Raw genomic sequence first — 17,394 nt, 5'->3', positions numbered from 1 at the left:
GTCACTTTTTGTCAAACGCGACAAAAAGTAACCAAAAAACGCTGGCTCCTATCATCCGGCCCCTGCGCTACGCTCCGGGGTTCCCTCGCTCCGGGCTTGCTCCCGGGAGGACCGCGCTGCAGGCCCCATCCTGGGGCCCAGCGCTTGACGGGCATCCATGCCCGTCACCTCCCTTCGCAAGCCCTGCGCTCGGCCTCCTGAAGTCGCAATCCGCGGCGCCTGGGCTATCGCGCGCTTAGAAGCAAAATCAAAAGCCGAAGCGAGAGCGAGAGCGAGAGCATCGGGATCTTGCCTTGATTTTAGCTCAATGCCCCGCCGATGCCGGGCCCGCCTTAGCGGTAAAGGGCGGCTTGGCGAACCACACCAGCAGAATCAACCCGGCAAACACCCAGCTCATCAAGGTGAAGTAATCCACCGTCGACATCATGTAAGCCTGCCCGTTGAGTATCTGCTCCAGCTGCGCATAACTCTGCGGGCTGGCCCCGCCCAACTGCTCAAGGGTATGCCGCGTCGTCGGGTCGAACTGGCTGATGTGCTCGCTCAGGTAGGCATGGTGCTGATCCGCCCGACGAATCCAGATCCAGGTGGTCAACGAAGCCGCAAAACTCCCGCCCAAGGTTCGCAGAAAAGTCGCCAGCCCCGAACCGTCGGCAATCTGGTGCGGCGGCAGATCGGACAGCAGAATGCTCAACGTCGGCATGAAGAACAACGCCACGCCAATCCCCATGAACAACTGCACCAAGGCCACGTGCTGGAAGTCCACCTCGCTGGTGAAACCGGCACGCATGTAGCAACTGGTGCCGATCGCCAGGAACGCCAACCCAGCCAGCACCCGCAAGTCGAACCGGTGCGCATATTTGCCCACGAACGGCGACATGATCACCGGCAGCAAACCGATCGGCGCCACCGCCAGGCCTGCCCAGGTCGCGGTATATCCCATCTGCGTCTGCAACCACTGCGGCAGGATCAGGTTGATACCGAAGAACCCGGCATAGCCCCCGACCAGCACAATGGTGCCAATGCGGAAGTTGCGGTGCACAAACAGGCGCAAGTTGACCACCGGGTGCCGGTCGGTCAGCTCCCAGATCACGAACACCGCCAGGAACACCACCGAAATCAGGCTGCCGACAATGATGAACGACGATTCGAACCAGTCCAGATCGTTGCCCTTGTCCAGCACTACCTGCAAGGCACCGACGCCGATAATCAGGGTCAGCAGGCCAATGTAATCCATCGGCTGGCGGCTGGTGACCACCGGGCGCGTGCGCATCTGCTGGCGCACCACGGCAGCAGCGAACAGCCCGATGGGCACATTGATGAAGAAGATCCATGGCCAGCTGTAGCTATCGGTAATCCAGCCCCCAAGAATCGGCCCGGCAATCGGCGCCACCACCGTGACCATCGCCAGCAGCGCCAGTGCCATCCCCCGTTTTGCCGGGGGGTAGACAGCAATCAGCAGGGTCTGGGTCATCGGATAAAGCGGTCCGGCGACCACGCCCTGCAAGACACGAAAGCCCACCAGCTCGGGCATCGACTGGGCAATACCGCACAGGAACGACGCCAGCACGAACAGCAGCGTGGCCCAGATGAACAGCTTCACTTCACCAAAGCGCCGGCTCAGCCAGCCGGTCAGCGGCAAGGCGATAGCGTTGCTGACCGCGAACGAGGTGATGACCCAAGTGCCTTGCTCGTAGCTCACCCCCAGGTTGCCGGAAATGGTCGGCAGGGCTACGTTGGCGATGGTGGTGTCCAGCACCTGCATGAACGTCGCGAGCGACAGGCCGATAGTGGTCAGCAGCAGACTCGGCGGCGTGAACTGGGCAGCGGCGTTGTTGCTCATCGTTGCGCCGTCTTGCCGGTTGCGCTGTTCTCGTGAATCAGCCGGGCGATCAGGTTGTCGGCTTCCATCAGCTGGTGGTCATACACCTGGGTGGTGTAGCTGGCCTTCTGCGGTGGCTGCTGGGCCAGGGTCGGGCCGCTCTGGTCATGCAGGTCGACTTCAACCACGGTGGACAGGCCGATACGTAGCGGGTGGTCCTTGAGCTGGTCGGGGCTGAGGTGGATGCGCACGGGTACTCGCTGGACAATCTTGATCCAGTTGCCGGTGGCGTTCTGCGCCGGCAGCAAGGCAAAGGCGCTGCCGGTGCCCGCACCAAGGCTGTCGACCGTGCCGCTGTACTTGACCTCACTGCCGTACACATCAGCGGTGATTTCCACCGGCTGGCCGATGCGCATCTCTCGCAGCTGGGTTTCCTTGAAGTTGGCATCGATCCACACCTGATCCAGCGGGATGACCGCCATGGTCGCGGTGCCCGGCTGCAGGCGCTGGCCCAACTGGACGGTACGCTTGGCGACGTAGCCGGTGACCGGCGCGACCAACGTGGTGCGGGCGTGGTCGAGGTAGGCCTGGCGCAGGTCGGCAGCTGCAGCCATGACATCGGGGTGCGAGGACACCACGGTGTCGTCGACCAGCGCGCTGCTGGTGCTGAGCTGTTGCCGCGCGCTGTTGACGGCAGCCTGGGCAACGCTCAGGTCGTCACGGGCGTGGGACAGTTCTTCTGCGGCAATCGCACCGCTGTCAGCCAGCACCTTGCGCCGGTTGAAGTCCTGTTGCGCCTTGCGCAGTTCGGCTTGGCGCGTTTCCAGTTGAGCCTTCAGCGAGTCGACGTTGCTGTAAAGCCCGCGCACCTGCCGCACGCTGCGTGCCAGCTTGGCTTCGGCGGACTGCAAGGCCACTTCGCTGTCGGCCGGGTCGAATTGCAGCAATACCTGGCCGGCATGGACCAGGTCGCCGTCATCGGCCCCGATGCTGGTAACGGTGCCAGCGACCAGCGGGGTGATTTCCACCACGTTGCCGTTGACGTAGGCATCGTCGGTGCTTTCGTGCCAACGCCCGACAATGCTGTACCAGGCCCAGGTGCCGACCCCGGCAAGGATCAGCAGCAACAGCAGGCCAAGCAGCCAAGCCTTGCGCTTGCGCGACGGCTCAGGCGCGACGGAGGGAGTCGGGGTGTCTGTGGGAGTGGCCATGACAATACCTTGGATAATTCGTTACAGGGTTCAACGGTCGCCGAAGCGGCGGATCGTCAACGGGTCGCCAGCACTGAGCAGCACCTTGGCCAGCAGGCCTTCCAGGGTCTTGAGCTCTTCAGGTGCCAGCACGCCGCACAACTCGTTCATGGCGGCGGCGCCGATTTCCGGCAGGCGGTTGGCCAGGCGCTGGCCGTCGGCGGTGAGTGCCAGGCGCACCTGCCTACGGTCGTCGGCGCAGCGGTTGCGCACGATCAGCTCCTTCTGCTCGAGGCGGTCGAGCATGCGGGTCATCGAACCGCTGTCCAGGCCCAGGTAACGGCACAGTTCGGCCGGGGTATCCACCTGGTACTGGGTGACGATGATCAGCACTTTGAACTGCGCGGCGGTGACGCCCTCTGACTCCAGGTGCCAGTCAAGAATGCGGTCTTTGAGGATCGCTGCGCGGCCAAGCAACATGCCGATGGCGCAGGTCTGAAAGTTTTCGGGGGAGAAATGGGCCATCGTTGACTGCTCAGTTAAGTGTGTAGAAATATTACTGCTTAGGCAGTTAATGTCAAAGCCTTCATTAGGCAGCTATGAAATATTCGTGTTTTCTGCCGGTCCCACCGCCCCCGCAGGCGCGCCCTGCGGCCCATCGCGACACACAAGGCCGCCCCTGCCAGGGCCTGCATAAGGGCGGTTAACGTGCTCGCAGGCCCAGCGCCTCCACCGCCCCGCAAGCAATGGCCATTCCCACCAGCTCTGCGAGGCTGCCCGCCTGCAACCGCTTCATCACCCGGCCTCGGTAAAGGTCCACGGTCTTGACGCTGATGCCCAACTGCTCGGCAATCTCGCGGTTGTTCAACCCTTGGGCCAGCGGTACGAAGACGTCTCGCTCACGCGGCGTCAGGCCGTCGATGCGCGCCTGCACCAAGGCCAGCGCCTGATCGCCCTGTCGCGCCAGCCCGGCGTGCTCCAGCGCAGCCTGAACGCTGTCGAGCAGCAACTGGTCGTTGTAGGGTTTTTCGATGAAGTCGCAGGCGCCGGCCTTGAACGCCCGCACCACGATCGGCACATCGGCATGACCGCTGACGAAGATCACCGGCACCATCAGGCCACGCTCGCGCATCGCCTGCTGCACAGCCAGCCCGCCCAGCCCCGGCATGCGCACATCCAACAGCACACACGCGGGCCCATCATCGACGCAGGCGTCGAGAAACGCCTGCCCGCTGGCGAACGGCAAGGCTTGCAGGCCCACCGACTGCAGCAGCCAGACCGTAGAGTCGCGCATACCCTGGTCGTCATCGACCACATACACTTTTGCTTGCAACACTGCCTCCCCTTATTCCCTGCTGACTGCCAGCCGGCAGCACAGTACCAGACCGCCGTTGTCACCCGCCCGCGCCCACAGGCTGCCACCGAAGCCTTCGATCAGGCTGCGGCTCATGCTCAAGCCCAAGCCCAGGCCGTCGGCCTTGCTGGTGGTAAACGGCGTGAAGATTTCATCCAGCCGCTCGGGTGCCACGCCCGGGCCCTGGTCAGCTACCTCGACCAGGACCCCATCGCCATCGCGCGCCGCGCAGAGCAGGATACGTGACGGCCGCTCCCCCTGCTGCTCGCGATTGGCATCGATGGCATTGCGCAGCAGGTTGAGCAGCACCTGCTCCAGCAGCACCCGGTCGGCATACACCAAGGGCAGTTGAGCGCTCATGCGAAGCTCGACCTGCACCTGGTCCCGCGCGGCTTCCCAGGCGCACAGGCGCATGGCTTCGCCGGCCAGCTCGGCCACGTCCAGTGCCTGCAGGCGGCGCGGCCCCTTGCGCAGGAAGGCACGCAGACGGCGGATCACTTCGGCGGCATGGGTGGCCTGCTCGCTGATACGCTGCAGGCCCTGGCCTACCCGCTCGCGCGCCTGGGGGTCACGTTCCAGGCCCTGCAGGTAACGCTGACTGGCGTTGGCATAGTTGACCACCGCGGCCAGTGGCTGATTGATCTCGTGGGCGATGCCCGAGGCCAGCTCGCCCAGGGTAGCGAGGCGGGCACTGTGCGCCAGGCTTTCCTGCGCTTCGATGCGCAAGGTGATGTCGCGGGACACGCTGACCACCTCCACCACCGCACCGGTGTAGGTCTCACGGATCGCCCGGCTGGCGATTTCGAACCAACGGTAGCCTCCTGTCGCCTGGCGTACCCGGCAGGTCATCGTGTGGTAGCCGTCCTGGTCCAGCGCGGCAGCGGCCTGGCGCAGTACCTGACGCCGCTCGCGCGGATGCAGCAGGGTATGTACAGGCATGCCACGCAGCTGCTCGGGCCACAGGCCGAGCAGGCGGTAGGCTGCCGGTGAGGCATCGAGAAAGCGGCCATCGGGGCTGTGCCGGGAAATCAGGTCGGTGGTGTTTTCGATGATCAGCCGATACAGGCGTCGGGCGCGGTTGGCTTCGCGTGCGCCATGGCGCTCTTCACTGGCATCGCGGCAGCGCCCCAGCACCTGTTGGCCCTGGTTGTCCGGCATGAACGTCCACAACACGATGCGTTCGCCGACCTGCACTTCGACATCGCTGATCGCCCGATGCTGACGCAGACAGGCACGCACCAGGGCGGCGCAATTGGCCGGCAGCCAGCGAGCCAGCTCGGGCCCTTCGGCGACCCAGGCCTGCAATGCCGGGTTGAGTGCCAGCGGGTTTGCATCACTAGCCAGCAACAGGCTGGGTTGTGGGTCTTTGGCAAGCAAGGGGTAAGCAGTGTCATCCACGGTAGGCGGCCTGTTTTTATAGTAGTTTTACTATATTGCTATAGTCGATATTCCTAATACCATAGCGACTCGCGTAAAACTGCGACAGAGGGGGCGGCCCACCGTCCGCCCCCTGCACCCTGAACAGAGCTAACAATCAGCCATCGGGGGCCAGGTGCACAGGCTGCGTCTGCCTCCCTTACAGGATTACCGCATGTCGATCTATGCCCAGGGCCTGATGCCCGCTGCCGTCAACCATGTCGCCCTCACCCCGCTGAGCTTCATCGAACGCACCGCTGCCGTGTACGGCAACTACCCGGCAGTCATCCACGGCGCCATCCGCCGCAACTGGCAAGAAACCTACCAACGCTGCCGGCGCCTGGCCAGCGCCCTGGCCGGCCGTGGCATTGGCCGTGGCGACACCGTGGCAGTGATGCTGCCCAACACCCCGACCATGCTCGAGGCGCACTTCGGCGTACCCATGACCGGTGCCGTGCTCAATACCCTGAACGTGCGCCTGGATGCCGAGGCCATCGCCTTCATGCTGCAGCATGGCGAGGCCAAGGTGCTGATCACCGACCGCGAGTTCCATGCGGTCATCGAAGGCGCTCTGGCACTGCTTGAACACCCGCCGCTGGTGGTTGATGTGGATGACCCGGAGTACGGCGAAGGCCGCGCGGTCAGCCAGCTGGACTATGAGGCCCTGCTCAACGAGGGCGACCCGGAATTTGCCTGGGAATGGCCCGATGACGAGTGGCAGGCCATTTCGCTGAACTACACCTCCGGCACCACCGGCAACCCCAAGGGCGTTGTCTACCACCACCGCGGCGCCTACCTGAACGCACTGGGCAACCAGATGACCTGGGCCATGGGCCACCGCCCGGTGTACCTGTGGACGTTGCCAATGTTCCACTGCAACGGCTGGTGCTACCCCTGGACCATCACCGCCCTGGCCGGCACCCATGTGTTCCTGCGCCGGGTCGACCCGCAGAAGATCCTGACCCTGATCCGCGAGCACAAAGTCAGCCACCTGTGCGGTGCGCCGATCGTGCTCAACGCGCTGGTCAACATGCCCGAGGCGGCCAAGGCAGCCATCGAGCACCCGGTGCAGGCCATGGTCGCCGGCGCCGCACCACCGGCCAAGGTTATCGGCGCCGTGGAGCAAATGGGCATCAAGGTCACCCACACCTATGGCCTGACCGAGGTCTACGGCCCGGTGACCGTGTGTGCCTGGCATGACGAATGGGATGCGCTTTCGCTGGAAGAGCGTGCGCGGATCAAGTCTCGCCAAGGCGTGCGCTACCCGACCCTCGACGGCCTGATGGTCGCCGACCCGCAAACCCTTCAGCCAGTACCCCGCGACGGCGATACCCTGGGCGAAATCTTCATGCGCGGCAACACGGTGATGAAGGGCTACCTGAAGAACCCTGAAGCCACCGCCGAGGCCTTCCGTGGCGGCTGGTTCCACACCGGCGACCTGGCCGTGTGGCATGCCGACGGCTATATCGAGATCAAGGACCGGCTCAAGGACATCATCATTTCCGGTGGCGAGAACATCTCCACCATCGAGGTCGAAGACGCCCTGTACAAGCACCCGGCAGTACTGGAAGCCGCCGTGGTGGCACGCCCGGATGAAAAATGGGGCGAAACCCCGTGCGCCTTCGTTGCCTTAAAGCCAGGCCGGGAGGACACCCGTGAAGCCGACATCACCAGTTGGTGCCGCGAGCACCTGGCCGGGTTCAAGGTGCCGAAGACCGTGGTGTTCGGCGAGCTGCCCAAGACCTCGACCGGCAAGATCCAGAAGTACGTGCTGCGCGACCGGGCCAAAGCCCTCTGATGCCATAGCCGCTCCCCTTCAGGCGCAGCACACGGCTGCGCCTGAAGATTCAGCGCACGCCCAACCCTCCCTCACTATTGCAAGAGCTGCCGATGACCACCTATTCCGCCCCCCTGCGCGACATGCGCTTCGTCCTGCATGACGTGTTCAACGCTTCTGGCCTGTGGGCCCGACTGCCCGCCCTGGCCGAACGCATCGATGCCGATACTGCCGACGCCATTCTCGAGGAAGCATCCAAAGTCACCGGCCAGCTGATCGCCCCGCTCAGCCGCAACGGTGACGAGCAAGGTGTGTGCTTCGACGCAGGCCAAGTCACCACCCCCGAGGGCTTTCGCGAGGCCTGGAACACCTACCGCGAAGGCGGCTGGGTCGGCTTGGGCGGCAACCCGGAATACGGCGGCATGGGCATGCCAAAGATGCTCGGCGTGCTGTTCGAGGAGATGCTCTACGCGGCTGACTGCAGCTTCAGCCTGTATTCGGCATTGAGCGCAGGCAGCTGCCTGGCGATCGATGCCCACGCCAGCGAAGCGCTCAAGGCCACTTACCTGCCACCGCTGTACGAAGGCCGCTGGGCCGGCACCATGTGCCTGACCGAACCCCATGCCGGCACTGACCTGGGGCTGATCCGCACCCGCGCCGAGCCTCAGGCCGATGGCAGCGTGCGCATCAGTGGCAGCAAGATCTTCATTACCGGCGGCGAGCAGGACCTGACCGAGAACATCGTCCACCTGGTGCTGGCCAAGCTGCCGGATGCGCCCGCCGGTGCCAAAGGCATATCGCTGTTTCTGGTCCCCAAATTCCTGGTCGAGGCCGATGGCCGCCTGGGCGTGCGCAATGCTGTCCATTGTGGCTCGATCGAACACAAGATGGGCATCAAGGCCTCGGCAACCTGCGTCATGAACTTTGACGGTGCCATCGGTTACCGGGTGGGCGAACCGAACAAGGGCCTGGCAGCGATGTTCACCATGATGAACTACGAGCGCCTGTCCATCGGCATACAGGGCATCGGTTGTGCCGAAGCCTCCTACCAGAGCGCCGCCCGCTATGCCAACGAGCGCCTGCAGAGCCGCGCAGCGACTGGCCCGCAGGCACACGACAAGGTGGCCGACCCGATCATCCATCATGGTGATGTTCGGCGCATGCTGCTGACCATGCGCACCCTCACCGAAGCAGGTCGGGCGTTCGCCGTCTACGTTGGCCAGCAACTGGACGTGGCGCGCTATGCCGAGGACGCTGGCGAACGCGAGCATGCCCAGCGCCTGGTGGCACTGCTGACACCGGTGGCCAAGGCATTCTTCACCGACAACGGTCTGGAAAGCTGCGTGCTTGGCCAGCAGGTGTACGGCGGTCATGGCTACATCCGCGAATGGGGCCAGGAGCAACGGGTGCGAGACGTGCGCATTGCGCAAATCTATGAAGGCACCAACGGCATTCAGGCCCTTGATCTGCTGGGGCGCAAGGTGCTGGCCGACGGTGGTCAGGCGTTGGCCAGCTTTGCCAGCGAAGTGCGGGCCTTCAGTGTGGATGCGCCCTTGCACCGCGAGGCCCTGCAGGCAAGCCTGGCGCGGCTCGAGGCCACCAGCAGCTGGCTGCGGGCGCAGGCTGGCGAGGATGCCAACCTGGTCAGCGCGGTAGCCGTTGAGTACCTGCAGCTGTTCGGGCTGACGGCCTATGCGTACATGTGGGCGCGGATGGCGGCGGTGGCGCTGGCCAAACGTGATGAGGACGAGGCGTTTCATGGTGCGAAGCTTGCCTGTGCGACGTTCTATTTCCAGCGGGTCTTGCCGCGGGGGTTGGGGCTGGAGGCGAGCATTCGGGCCGGTAGTGGCAGCCTTTATGGGCTAGAGGCCGCACAGTTCTGACCGGTGTGTCACTGACGCGCTTGTTGCAAGGGCAGCCTGTGCTGCGAAGAGGGCCGGTACAGGTTACCGAATCGGTACTGCAAACACTGACCTCTTCGCCGCACCAGGCCGCCCCGGAAGCGATTGCAGACATCGTCTTTTGCCCGCGAAGGGTTCTCAAACGCTGAAAAACCGTGGTCAATCCGACGAAAAACCGGCACAACTGATAGTCATTCGCCATTACATTGGTTCTCGGGAGCCCTCCCGCAAGGGTAGAATGCGCAAAACCCGGAGCCGCAATGAACCACGACCGCCTCAATCCCAACCCAGACGATGCCATCACCGACGCCGCAGCGCATTGGTGCATGCGCCTTCACGCCGAAGATTGCACGCAGGCCGAGCGTGAAGCATTCGCTGACTGGTTGGCGGCCGACCCGCGGCATGCCGAAGAATATCAGGCGATGCTGGAAATCTGGCAAACCGCCGACCTGCTCCCGCGCAGCGCCACCGTCATCGACTTCAACCCACCTGCCAAAAACGCCGCCCGCCCCCGCAACTGGCGGCCGCTGGCGTCTGCTGCGGCCATCGCCCTGGCAGCGCTGCCGCTGGCCGGCTGGATGGGGTGGGAACAGGGCTGGTTGCCCAACCACTACCAGCACGTCGAAGCCGGTGACCGCATGCAGACCGTGGAGCTCAGCGACGGCAGCACGGTACAGCTCAACCTGCACACCGAGCTCACCTTCCTCAACTACAAGGACCAGCGCCAGGTCACGCTCAAGCGCGGCGAGGCGTTCTTCAAGGTGCGACACGACAGCAGCCACCCGTTCATCGTGCGTGCCGGCAGTGGCCAGACCCGGGTCACCGGCACCCAGTTCAACGTGTGGAAGTACCAGGACCAGGTGAAGGTCACCCTGGTGGAAGGTTCAGTGCTGGTGTCCAGTGAGGGCAGTGCCGGTGGCTACCGCCTTGGCCCTGGCATGCAGGCCAGCTACCACAAGGGCGACTTCGAGCCGCAGCTGGAGCAAAGCGACGACTATGGCAACAGCCTGGCATGGCGCAGCGGCAAGCTGGTGCTCGATAACCTGAGCCTGGAACAGGCGCTGCCGGTGATAAACCGCTACCTCGACGCCCCGCTGCGACTGGCCGATGCCAGCACCGGCCGCATTCGCATCAGCGGCATCTACAACACCCGTGAAGTGGGGCGCCTGGTCAACAACCTGCCCAAAGTCCTGCCGGTCTACCTGACCCGCAGCAAGGACGGCAGCACCGTGCTCAATCGCATCTCGCCGCCGCCCGACAAGGGCTGACGCCCTCCCCCGCCTTACAAGGTCATCGCCGCCAACCAACCGAACGCCAGCAGCGGCAGGTTGTAATGGATGAAGGTCGGCACCACGGTGTCCCAGATGTGGTGGTGCTGGCCATCCACGTTCAGGCCCGAGGTCGGGCCCAGGGTCGAGTCCGAGGCCGGCGAACCTGCATCACCCAGCGCACCGGCAGTACCAATGATGCACACCGTGGCCAACGGGTCGAAGCCCAGTTGTACGCACAGTGGCACGAAAATCGCCGCCAGGATCGGCACGGTGGAGAACGACGAGCCGATCCCCATCGTCACCAAAAGGCCTACCAACAGCATCAGCAGGGCACCGACGCCCTTGCTGTGGTCGATCCACTGCGCCGAGGTTTCCACCAGGCTCTTCACCTCACCGGTGGCATTCATCACCTCGGCAAAACCGGACGCGGTAATCATGATGAAACCGATCATGGCCATCATCTTCATGCCTTCGGTGAACAGGTCGTCGGTCTCTTTCCACTTGACGATGCCCGACAGCGAGAAGATCAGGAAACCGACCATGGCACCGATGATCATCGAGTCCAGCAACAGCTGGACAATGAAGGCTGCCGCGATCGCCAGCACGGCCACCAGCAAGGTCAGCGGGTTGTACTGCACGCTCACCTGCTCCACCTGCTGGATCCGCGCCAGGTCGTAGTCACGCTTCTTGCGGTAGCTGATGAACACCGCCACCAGCAGGCCGACGAGCATGCCGGCAGCCGGGACGGCCATGGCGTGGGTGACGTTGACGCCGCTCACATCGACACCCGCGCGGGCCACATTGGCCAACAGGATCTCGTTGAGGAAGATGTTGCCGAAGCCCACCGGCAGGAACATGTACGGGGTGATCAGGCCAAAGGTGATCACACAGGCGATCAGCCGGCGGTCGATACGCAGGCGCGTCAACACGTACAACAGAGGGGGCACCAGCAGCGGGATGAAGGCAATGTGGATAGGCAGGATATTCTGGGACGACACGGCCACCACCAGCATCAGCCCGATCATCAGCCATTTGACCTTGCCGCCCTTGGCGTCGTCCTGCCGGTCGATCATGGCCAGGGCGCGGTCGGCCAGCGCATGGGCCAGGCCAGACTTGGCGATTGCCACGGCAAAGGCACCCAGCAGTGCATAGGACAAAGCCACCGTGGCACCACCGCCGAGGCCACCGTTGAAGGCCTTGAGCGTGCCTTCGATGCCCAGGCCGCCCACCAGCCCACCGGCCAGGGCGCCGATGATCAGGGCGATGACCACGTGCACGCGGGACAGGCTGAGTATCAGCATGATGCCGACCGCGGCGATCACTGCATTCATGGTTGGCTTACCTCATTACGACAGAAAAAAGCGCGAACTCTGAAGCAGTAGGCGGCAGATGTCAAAAGCGCCTTGATGTGAGGCGTTAGTGGCGGTCAAATTTAAATTGAATGTTTGAATAAAGAAAAAACGGCAGGGGCCGATATTGAGGGAGGCAGCGAGGTGCCTGGCCGCAGCGCTTTGGCACCTCCCGGCCCCACCGCAGATAAAGCCATAACCCTTAATGCCAAAAAAGGGATCCGCCCCCATGCCTTTGCGACAACTTTCCATCCAGTGGAAGATCACCCTGCTCGCCGGTCTCTGTCTGGCCGCTATCGTCACCTTGCTCGTCGGCCTGTCGCTGTACCGCATGGATCACAGTTCGGACCTGGTCAAGGCCAGCAGCATGCAGATGCTGACCGAGGCGGCGCAGTCGCGTATCGAGTCACAAGGTGAAGTGCAAGCCTTGAACATTCGCCGCCAGTTCATGGATGCCTACCAGTACGGCGCCGGCTTCGCCCGTCAGGTGCTGTTCCTGCGCGAGCAGGCCGAAAAGCGCTTTCTCGATGCCTTCGACCTGCGCGAGGACATGACCCGCCAGGTACGCGCCGCACTGCAAGCCAACCCCGACCTGCTCGGTCTGTCACTGGTGTTCGAGCCCAATGCCCTGGACAACAAGGACAGCCTGTTTGCCGGCAAGGCAGAATTAGGCAGCAACGAAACCGGGCGCTTTGCCCTGTACTGGTCGCAGCCACGCGCAGGCCAATTGACCTCGATGGCCCTGCCCGAACATGACATGGCCAACACCGAGATCGGCCCCAGCGGCCAGCCGGCCAACACCTGGTGGGTATGCCCACGCACCTCCGGCAAGGTGTGTGTGGTGGAGCCCTACTTCTACGACATCGACGGCCAGCAGGTACTGATGACCAGCATCGTGTTCCCGCTGGCGGTCAACGGCAAGATCATTGCCACCCTGTCCATCGACATCAACCTCAATAGCCTGCAGGCGCTGAGCCAGGAGGCCAGCCGCAGCCTCTATGAAGGCCGCACCACGGTCGGCATTCTGACCCCGGTCGGCCTGCTGGCCGGCTACAGCGCCGATGCCAGCAAGCTGGCCCAGCGCTTCGACCAGGTAGACCCGACCAAAGGCGCCGAGTTGGTGCGCAAGCTGGCCGATGGCAAGCTGACCACCCTTCACGACCGGCAGCGCTTGAAGGTGCTGGCGGCATTCCGGCCAATCCCGGACGCCCAGCCCTGGGGCGTGTTGCTGGATGTGCCGGAAAACGCCCTGACCGGGCCGGCCGAAACCCTGAAGCAGGAACTTGACGCGCTCAATACCAGCGGCACCTTGCTGGAACTGAGCCTGGGCCTGGCCGCCGCCATTGTCGGCCTGCTGCTGGTATGGCTGATGGCCCGCGGCGTTACCCGGCCGATCCTCGGCGTGGCCGCCATGCTCAAGGACATTGCCAGCGGCGAAGGCGACCTGACCCGTCGCCTGACCTACCAGAAACAGGACGAACTGGGCGAACTGGCCGGCTGGTTCAACCGCTTCCTCGACAAGTTGCAGCCAACCATCGCCGAGGTCAAACGCTCGGTGCAGGCCGCCCGAGGCACGGCCGACCAGTCCTCGGCGATTGCCACTGAAACCAGCGCCGGCATGGAGCAGCAGTACCGCCAGGTCGACCAGGTGGCCACCGCCTCGCATGAAATGAGCGCCACCGCCCAGGACGTTGCCCGCAGCGCCGCCCAGGCTGCGCAGGCGGCGCGCGATGCCGACCAGGCCACCCGCGAGGGCTTGGCGGTAATCGACCGCACCACCAGCAGCATCGGAGCCCTGGCCGCCAACATGAGCGACACCATGGCCGAAATAGAAGGCCTGGCGCAGAACAGCGAGAAGATCGGCTCGGTACTGGAAGTGATCCGCTCGATCGCCGAACAGACCAACCTGCTTGCGCTCAACGCTGCCATCGAAGCTGCCCGCGCCGGAGAGGCCGGCCGTGGCTTTGCCGTGGTCGCCGATGAGGTGCGCAACCTGGCCCAGCGCACTCAGGAGTCGGTGGAAGAAACCCGTCAGGTCATCGAAGCCCTGCAGAACGGCACCCGCGAAGTGGTCGGCGCCATGGACCACAGCCACCGCCAGGCCCAAGGTGGCGTGGAGCAGGTCGGCCAAGCCGTCACGGCATTGCAGCGCATTGGCCAGGCGGTGACGGTGATCACCGACATGAACCTGCAGATCGCCTCTGCCGCCGAGGAGCAAAGTGCGGTAGCCGAGGAAATCAACAGCAACGTGGCGACCATTCGTGATGTCACTGAATCCCTGTCTGGCCAGGCCAACGAGTCGGCGCGGGTCAGCCAGTCGCTGAACAGCCTGGCCAACCAGCAGCAAGCGCTGATGGACCAGTTCCGCGTCTGAAGCGAACGGGGCCACGCCAGTGGCCCTGAAACTGACAAAACCTCGTCGTCTACACTTGCCCCACTGCCAAGGCGTGGCGAACGACGAGGTTTACATGAAGAGCATTTCAACGCTGCTGGCCGGGCTGCTGTTGACGGTGGGTTTGGCCAGCACCGACAGCGCCGCATCGGCAGAGCAACCTGCGCCTATCCACTTTGGTGCCATCGGCTGGGAAAGCGGCGCCCTCACCACCGAGATCCTGCGCCTGATCGTGGAGCGCGGCTACGGCTACCGCACCGACACCCTGCCTGGCAGCACGGTCAGCATGGAGGTGGCCCTGGCGCGCAATGACCTGCAAGTGATCGCCGAGGAATGGGCCGGGCGCAGCCCTGCCTGGATCAAGGCCGAACAGGCCGGCCAGGTGTTCGCACTGGGCGATACGGTCAAAAATGCAGAAGAAGGTTGGTGGGTACCGGCCTATGTGATCGAGGGCGATGCCGCACGCAACCTGAAGCCCGTGGCGCCTGAGCTGCACAGTGTCGAGGACCTCAAGCGTTACCCGCAGGTATTTTCTGACCCCGAATCGCCCGGTAAAGGGCGTTTTCTCAACAGCCCAAGCGGCTGGACGTCTGAAACTGTCAACAGCCAAAAGCTCAAGGCCTATGGCCTGGATGGCCTCTACAACAACTTCCGCAGTGGCTCCGGCGCCGCGATGGACGCCGAGATCGGTTCGGCAATCCGGCGCGGCAAACCCGTGCTGTTCTACTACTGGAACCCGACCCCGCTGATGGGGCGCTACAAGCTCATCCGGCTGGAAGAACCCCCGTTCGATGCCCAGGCCTGGGCCACCCTCACCGACCCCGCCAACCCCAACCCGAAAGGCAGCCGCTCGCTGCCGGCAAAGTTGTCGATTGGCGTGTCAAAAGCCTTTCGCGAAAACTACCCAGACCTGGTCAACGTGTTCGAACAGGTAGACCTGCCCATCGATCGCCTGAACAAGGCCCTGGCCGTCATGAGCGAAAAACGCACGCCCCCGCGCGAAGCCGCCCTGACCTTCCTTCGCGATAACCGCGAGGTGTGGAAAGCCTGGCTGCCGGCGGACATCGTCGCCAAGGTCGAGGCCAGCCTGTGAGCAGCGGTTTCCCGCAGACCCTGCAGTTTTCCTTTGCCGACAGCATCAACCGCCTGGTCGACTGGTTGGTATTGAACTACGGCGACCACCTGCGCAGTTTGTCTGACCAGTTGCTGCAACTGCTGGTCGGCCTGGAGAACCTGTTGCGCCTGTTGCCTTGGTGGCTGTTGTTGTTGCTGGTGGGTCTGCTGGCCTGGCACGCCAGCCGCAGCCTGCTGCGCAGCGCCGTGCTGGTCGCGCTGCTGGCCCTGATCGGTATGCTCGGGCTCTGGGACAAGTTGCTGCAGACCCTGGCCCTGGTGCTGGTCAGTACCGGTTTGTGCGTACTGGTGGGTGTACCGCTGGGCATCCTGCTGGCCGCCCGGCCACTGGCCAGACGGCTGCTGTTGCCGGTCCTCGATGTGATGCAGACGCTGCCTGCGTTCGTTTACCTGATCCCGGTGCTGATGCTGTTTGGCCTGGGCAAGGTGCCTGCCGTGTTCGCCACGCTGATCTACGCCCTGCCGCCGCTGGTGCGGTTGACCGAACTGGGCTTGAGCCAGATCGACCCCTCGTTGCTGCAGGCCGCACATGGCCTTGGCGCCAGCCGCTGGCAGCGGTTGCGGCGCATCGCCCTGCCCCTGGCGCTACCAAGCATCATGGCCGGGCTCAACCAGTCGGTCATGATGGCCCTGTCGATGGTGGTCGTGGCGTCGATGATCGGCGCCCGTGGGTTGGGTGAGGATGTGCTGGCGGGGATCCAGACCTTGAATGTTGGCCAAGGGATGGAGGCCGGGCTGGCAATTGTCGCCCTGGCCATGGTGATCGACCGGATCAGCCAGGCCTATGGGCGTAGCAGTCGCTGAGCCGTATCGGCAAGGCCTGGAAGCAGCCTTGTGCTGCGAGAGGGCCGGGCCTGACAATACGCCTCTGTCAGCTGAGAACCGGACCTCAACCGCATGTCCCTGAAAGCCCTGCGCACCTTGGTGACCATCGCCCGCCACGGCACCTTTGCCCGCGCCGCCGACCTGCTCAGCCTCACCCCCTCGGCGGTCAGCCTGCACATCAAAACCCTCGAAGACGAACTGAAGGTGACCTTGTTCGACCGTAGCCGCAGGCAGGTGGTGCTGACCGAAGCCGGCCAGTTGGCGGTGGCCCGCGCCGAGAGCCTTCTGGCTGCCTATGACGAACTGGCCGATGCCCTGGCCAGCGGCCCAAGCCTGCGCGGCCGCTTGCGCCTGGGGGCGATCCACACGGTGCTGGCGCGGCGTTTGCCCAAGGCGCTGGTGTGGATCAAGGCCCATCACCCGCAGCTACACATCAGCGTGGCCTCGGGTATGTCGGCGGAGCTGGCGCGGCGCGTGGAAGACGGTGAGCTCGATGCAGCGATCACCACCGAGCCGGTCAGCCCTTACCCGCAGAACCTGGACTTCACACCGCTGTTCGAGGACCGTTTCTGGGCCATTGCCAGCCCTGAGCTGGCCGGGTATAGCGTGCCGCAGTTGCTGTCCAGCCAGCCATTCCTGCGCTTCGACAAGCGTGCCTGGGCCGGCCGGCAGATCGAGCAGGAGCTACGCCGCCAGCAGGTGCAGGTGAGCGAACTGATGGAACTGGACAGCCAGGAAGCCCTGGCGCGCATGGCGGTAATGGGCCTGGGCGTGGCGGTCATCCCCATGGCGGATGACGACCTGCAACGCTTGCCACCCGCCACCTGCCTGCCGTTTGGCGAGCCGCAGCTGACCCGGCGGGTGGTGTTGCTGGAGCATGAAAAAAGCCAGCGGCGGCATTTGAGTGCGGTGTTGAAGACCGCCCTGGAAGCCTGACGCCAGGCTGATCCAAAGCGCGATCTGCAC

The 17,394-nt window shown here is 64.1% G+C and carries 13 protein-coding genes; 7 read left to right on the top strand and 6 right to left on the bottom strand.

What is annotated here, in order from left to right; all coding sequences use genetic code 11:
• Positions 1 to 304 precede the first annotated feature (304 nt).
• The 5 genes from ACF8FB_RS24890 to ACF8FB_RS24870 all read right to left on the bottom strand — a co-directional run bounded on the left by ACF8FB_RS24890 (position 305) and on the right by ACF8FB_RS24870 (position 5,761).
• Entirely contained in the window at positions 305 to 1,840 is a 1,536-nt protein-coding gene (locus ACF8FB_RS24890; protein ID WP_004575310.1) for a DHA2 family efflux MFS transporter permease subunit, read from the bottom strand.
• Positions 1,837 to 3,030 (bottom strand): HlyD family secretion protein, encoded by a 1,194-nt coding sequence (locus ACF8FB_RS24885; RefSeq protein ID WP_010954404.1) that lies wholly within the window; start codon positions 3,028 to 3,030, stop codon positions 1,837 to 1,839. The genes ACF8FB_RS24890 and ACF8FB_RS24885 overlap by 4 nt, the downstream gene beginning before the upstream one ends.
• Positions 3,031 to 3,060: 30 nt before the next feature.
• Complete coding sequence (locus tag ACF8FB_RS24880) at positions 3,061 to 3,534, bottom strand: MarR family winged helix-turn-helix transcriptional regulator (protein WP_010954405.1); 474 nt, start codon at positions 3,532 to 3,534, stop codon at positions 3,061 to 3,063.
• 178 nt (positions 3,535 to 3,712) lie between these two features.
• Positions 3,713 to 4,345, bottom strand: a complete 633-nt coding sequence (locus ACF8FB_RS24875; RefSeq protein ID WP_010954406.1) for a response regulator transcription factor — start codon at positions 4,343 to 4,345, stop codon at positions 3,713 to 3,715.
• A 9-nt stretch (positions 4,346 to 4,354) separates the two neighbouring features.
• On the bottom strand, positions 4,355 to 5,761 hold the full coding sequence (locus ACF8FB_RS24870) for a sensor histidine kinase (RefSeq protein WP_392509350.1): 1,407 nt from the start codon (positions 5,759 to 5,761) through the stop codon (positions 4,355 to 4,357).
• A 193-nt stretch (positions 5,762 to 5,954) separates the two neighbouring features.
• On the opposite strand from ACF8FB_RS24870, the gene ACF8FB_RS24865 reads away from it, so the two are divergent.
• The 3 genes from ACF8FB_RS24865 to ACF8FB_RS24855 all read left to right on the top strand — a co-directional run bounded on the left by ACF8FB_RS24865 (position 5,955) and on the right by ACF8FB_RS24855 (position 10,725).
• Complete coding sequence (locus ACF8FB_RS24865; protein ID WP_014590724.1) at positions 5,955 to 7,577, top strand: acyl-CoA synthetase; 1,623 nt, start codon at positions 5,955 to 5,957, stop codon at positions 7,575 to 7,577.
• Positions 7,578 to 7,669: 92 nt separating this feature from the next.
• Positions 7,670 to 9,439, top strand: a complete 1,770-nt coding sequence (locus tag ACF8FB_RS24860) for an acyl-CoA dehydrogenase C-terminal domain-containing protein (RefSeq protein ID WP_392512280.1) — start codon at positions 7,670 to 7,672, stop codon at positions 9,437 to 9,439.
• Between the two features lie 278 nt (positions 9,440 to 9,717).
• On the top strand, positions 9,718 to 10,725 hold the full coding sequence (locus ACF8FB_RS24855) for a FecR family protein (protein ID WP_392512278.1): 1,008 nt from the start codon (positions 9,718 to 9,720) through the stop codon (positions 10,723 to 10,725).
• 14 nt (positions 10,726 to 10,739) lie between these two features.
• On the opposite strand, the gene ACF8FB_RS24850 is transcribed toward ACF8FB_RS24855, so the two are convergent.
• Positions 10,740 to 12,059 carry a Na+/H+ antiporter family protein gene (locus ACF8FB_RS24850; RefSeq protein ID WP_392512276.1) on the bottom strand — a complete coding sequence of 440 codons (1,320 nt, stop codon included), beginning with the start codon at positions 12,057 to 12,059 and terminating at the stop codon, positions 10,740 to 10,742.
• Between the two features lie 247 nt (positions 12,060 to 12,306).
• Between ACF8FB_RS24850 and ACF8FB_RS24845 the strand changes: the two genes are divergently transcribed.
• The 4 genes from ACF8FB_RS24845 to ACF8FB_RS24830 all read left to right on the top strand — a co-directional run bounded on the left by ACF8FB_RS24845 (position 12,307) and on the right by ACF8FB_RS24830 (position 17,364).
• The gene (locus ACF8FB_RS24845) at positions 12,307 to 14,451 is read left to right on the top strand and encodes a methyl-accepting chemotaxis protein (RefSeq protein ID WP_010954412.1); all 2,145 of its coding nucleotides are present in this window, start codon (positions 12,307 to 12,309) and stop codon (positions 14,449 to 14,451) included.
• 94 nt (positions 14,452 to 14,545) lie between these two features.
• Positions 14,546 to 15,562: an ABC transporter substrate-binding protein gene (locus tag ACF8FB_RS24840; protein ID WP_392512274.1), complete on the top strand. Its 1,017-nt coding sequence runs from the start codon at positions 14,546 to 14,548 to the stop codon at positions 15,560 to 15,562.
• Entirely contained in the window at positions 15,559 to 16,407 is an 849-nt protein-coding gene (locus ACF8FB_RS24835; RefSeq protein WP_049587118.1) for a proline/glycine betaine ABC transporter permease, read from the top strand. The genes ACF8FB_RS24840 and ACF8FB_RS24835 overlap by 4 nt, the downstream gene beginning before the upstream one ends.
• Before the next feature lie 93 nt (positions 16,408 to 16,500).
• Positions 16,501 to 17,364, top strand: a complete 864-nt coding sequence (locus tag ACF8FB_RS24830) for a LysR family transcriptional regulator (protein ID WP_392512273.1) — start codon at positions 16,501 to 16,503, stop codon at positions 17,362 to 17,364.
• Positions 17,365 to 17,394 lie beyond the last annotated feature (30 nt).

The sequence above is a fragment of the Pseudomonas sp. yb_2 genome (assembly GCF_043103905.1).
Taxonomy (GTDB): Bacteria; Pseudomonadota; Gammaproteobacteria; order Pseudomonadales; family Pseudomonadaceae; genus Aquipseudomonas; species Aquipseudomonas alloputida.
Note: the sequence above shows the minus strand (reverse complement) of the source record. Positions and strands in the feature narration are given on the sequence as shown.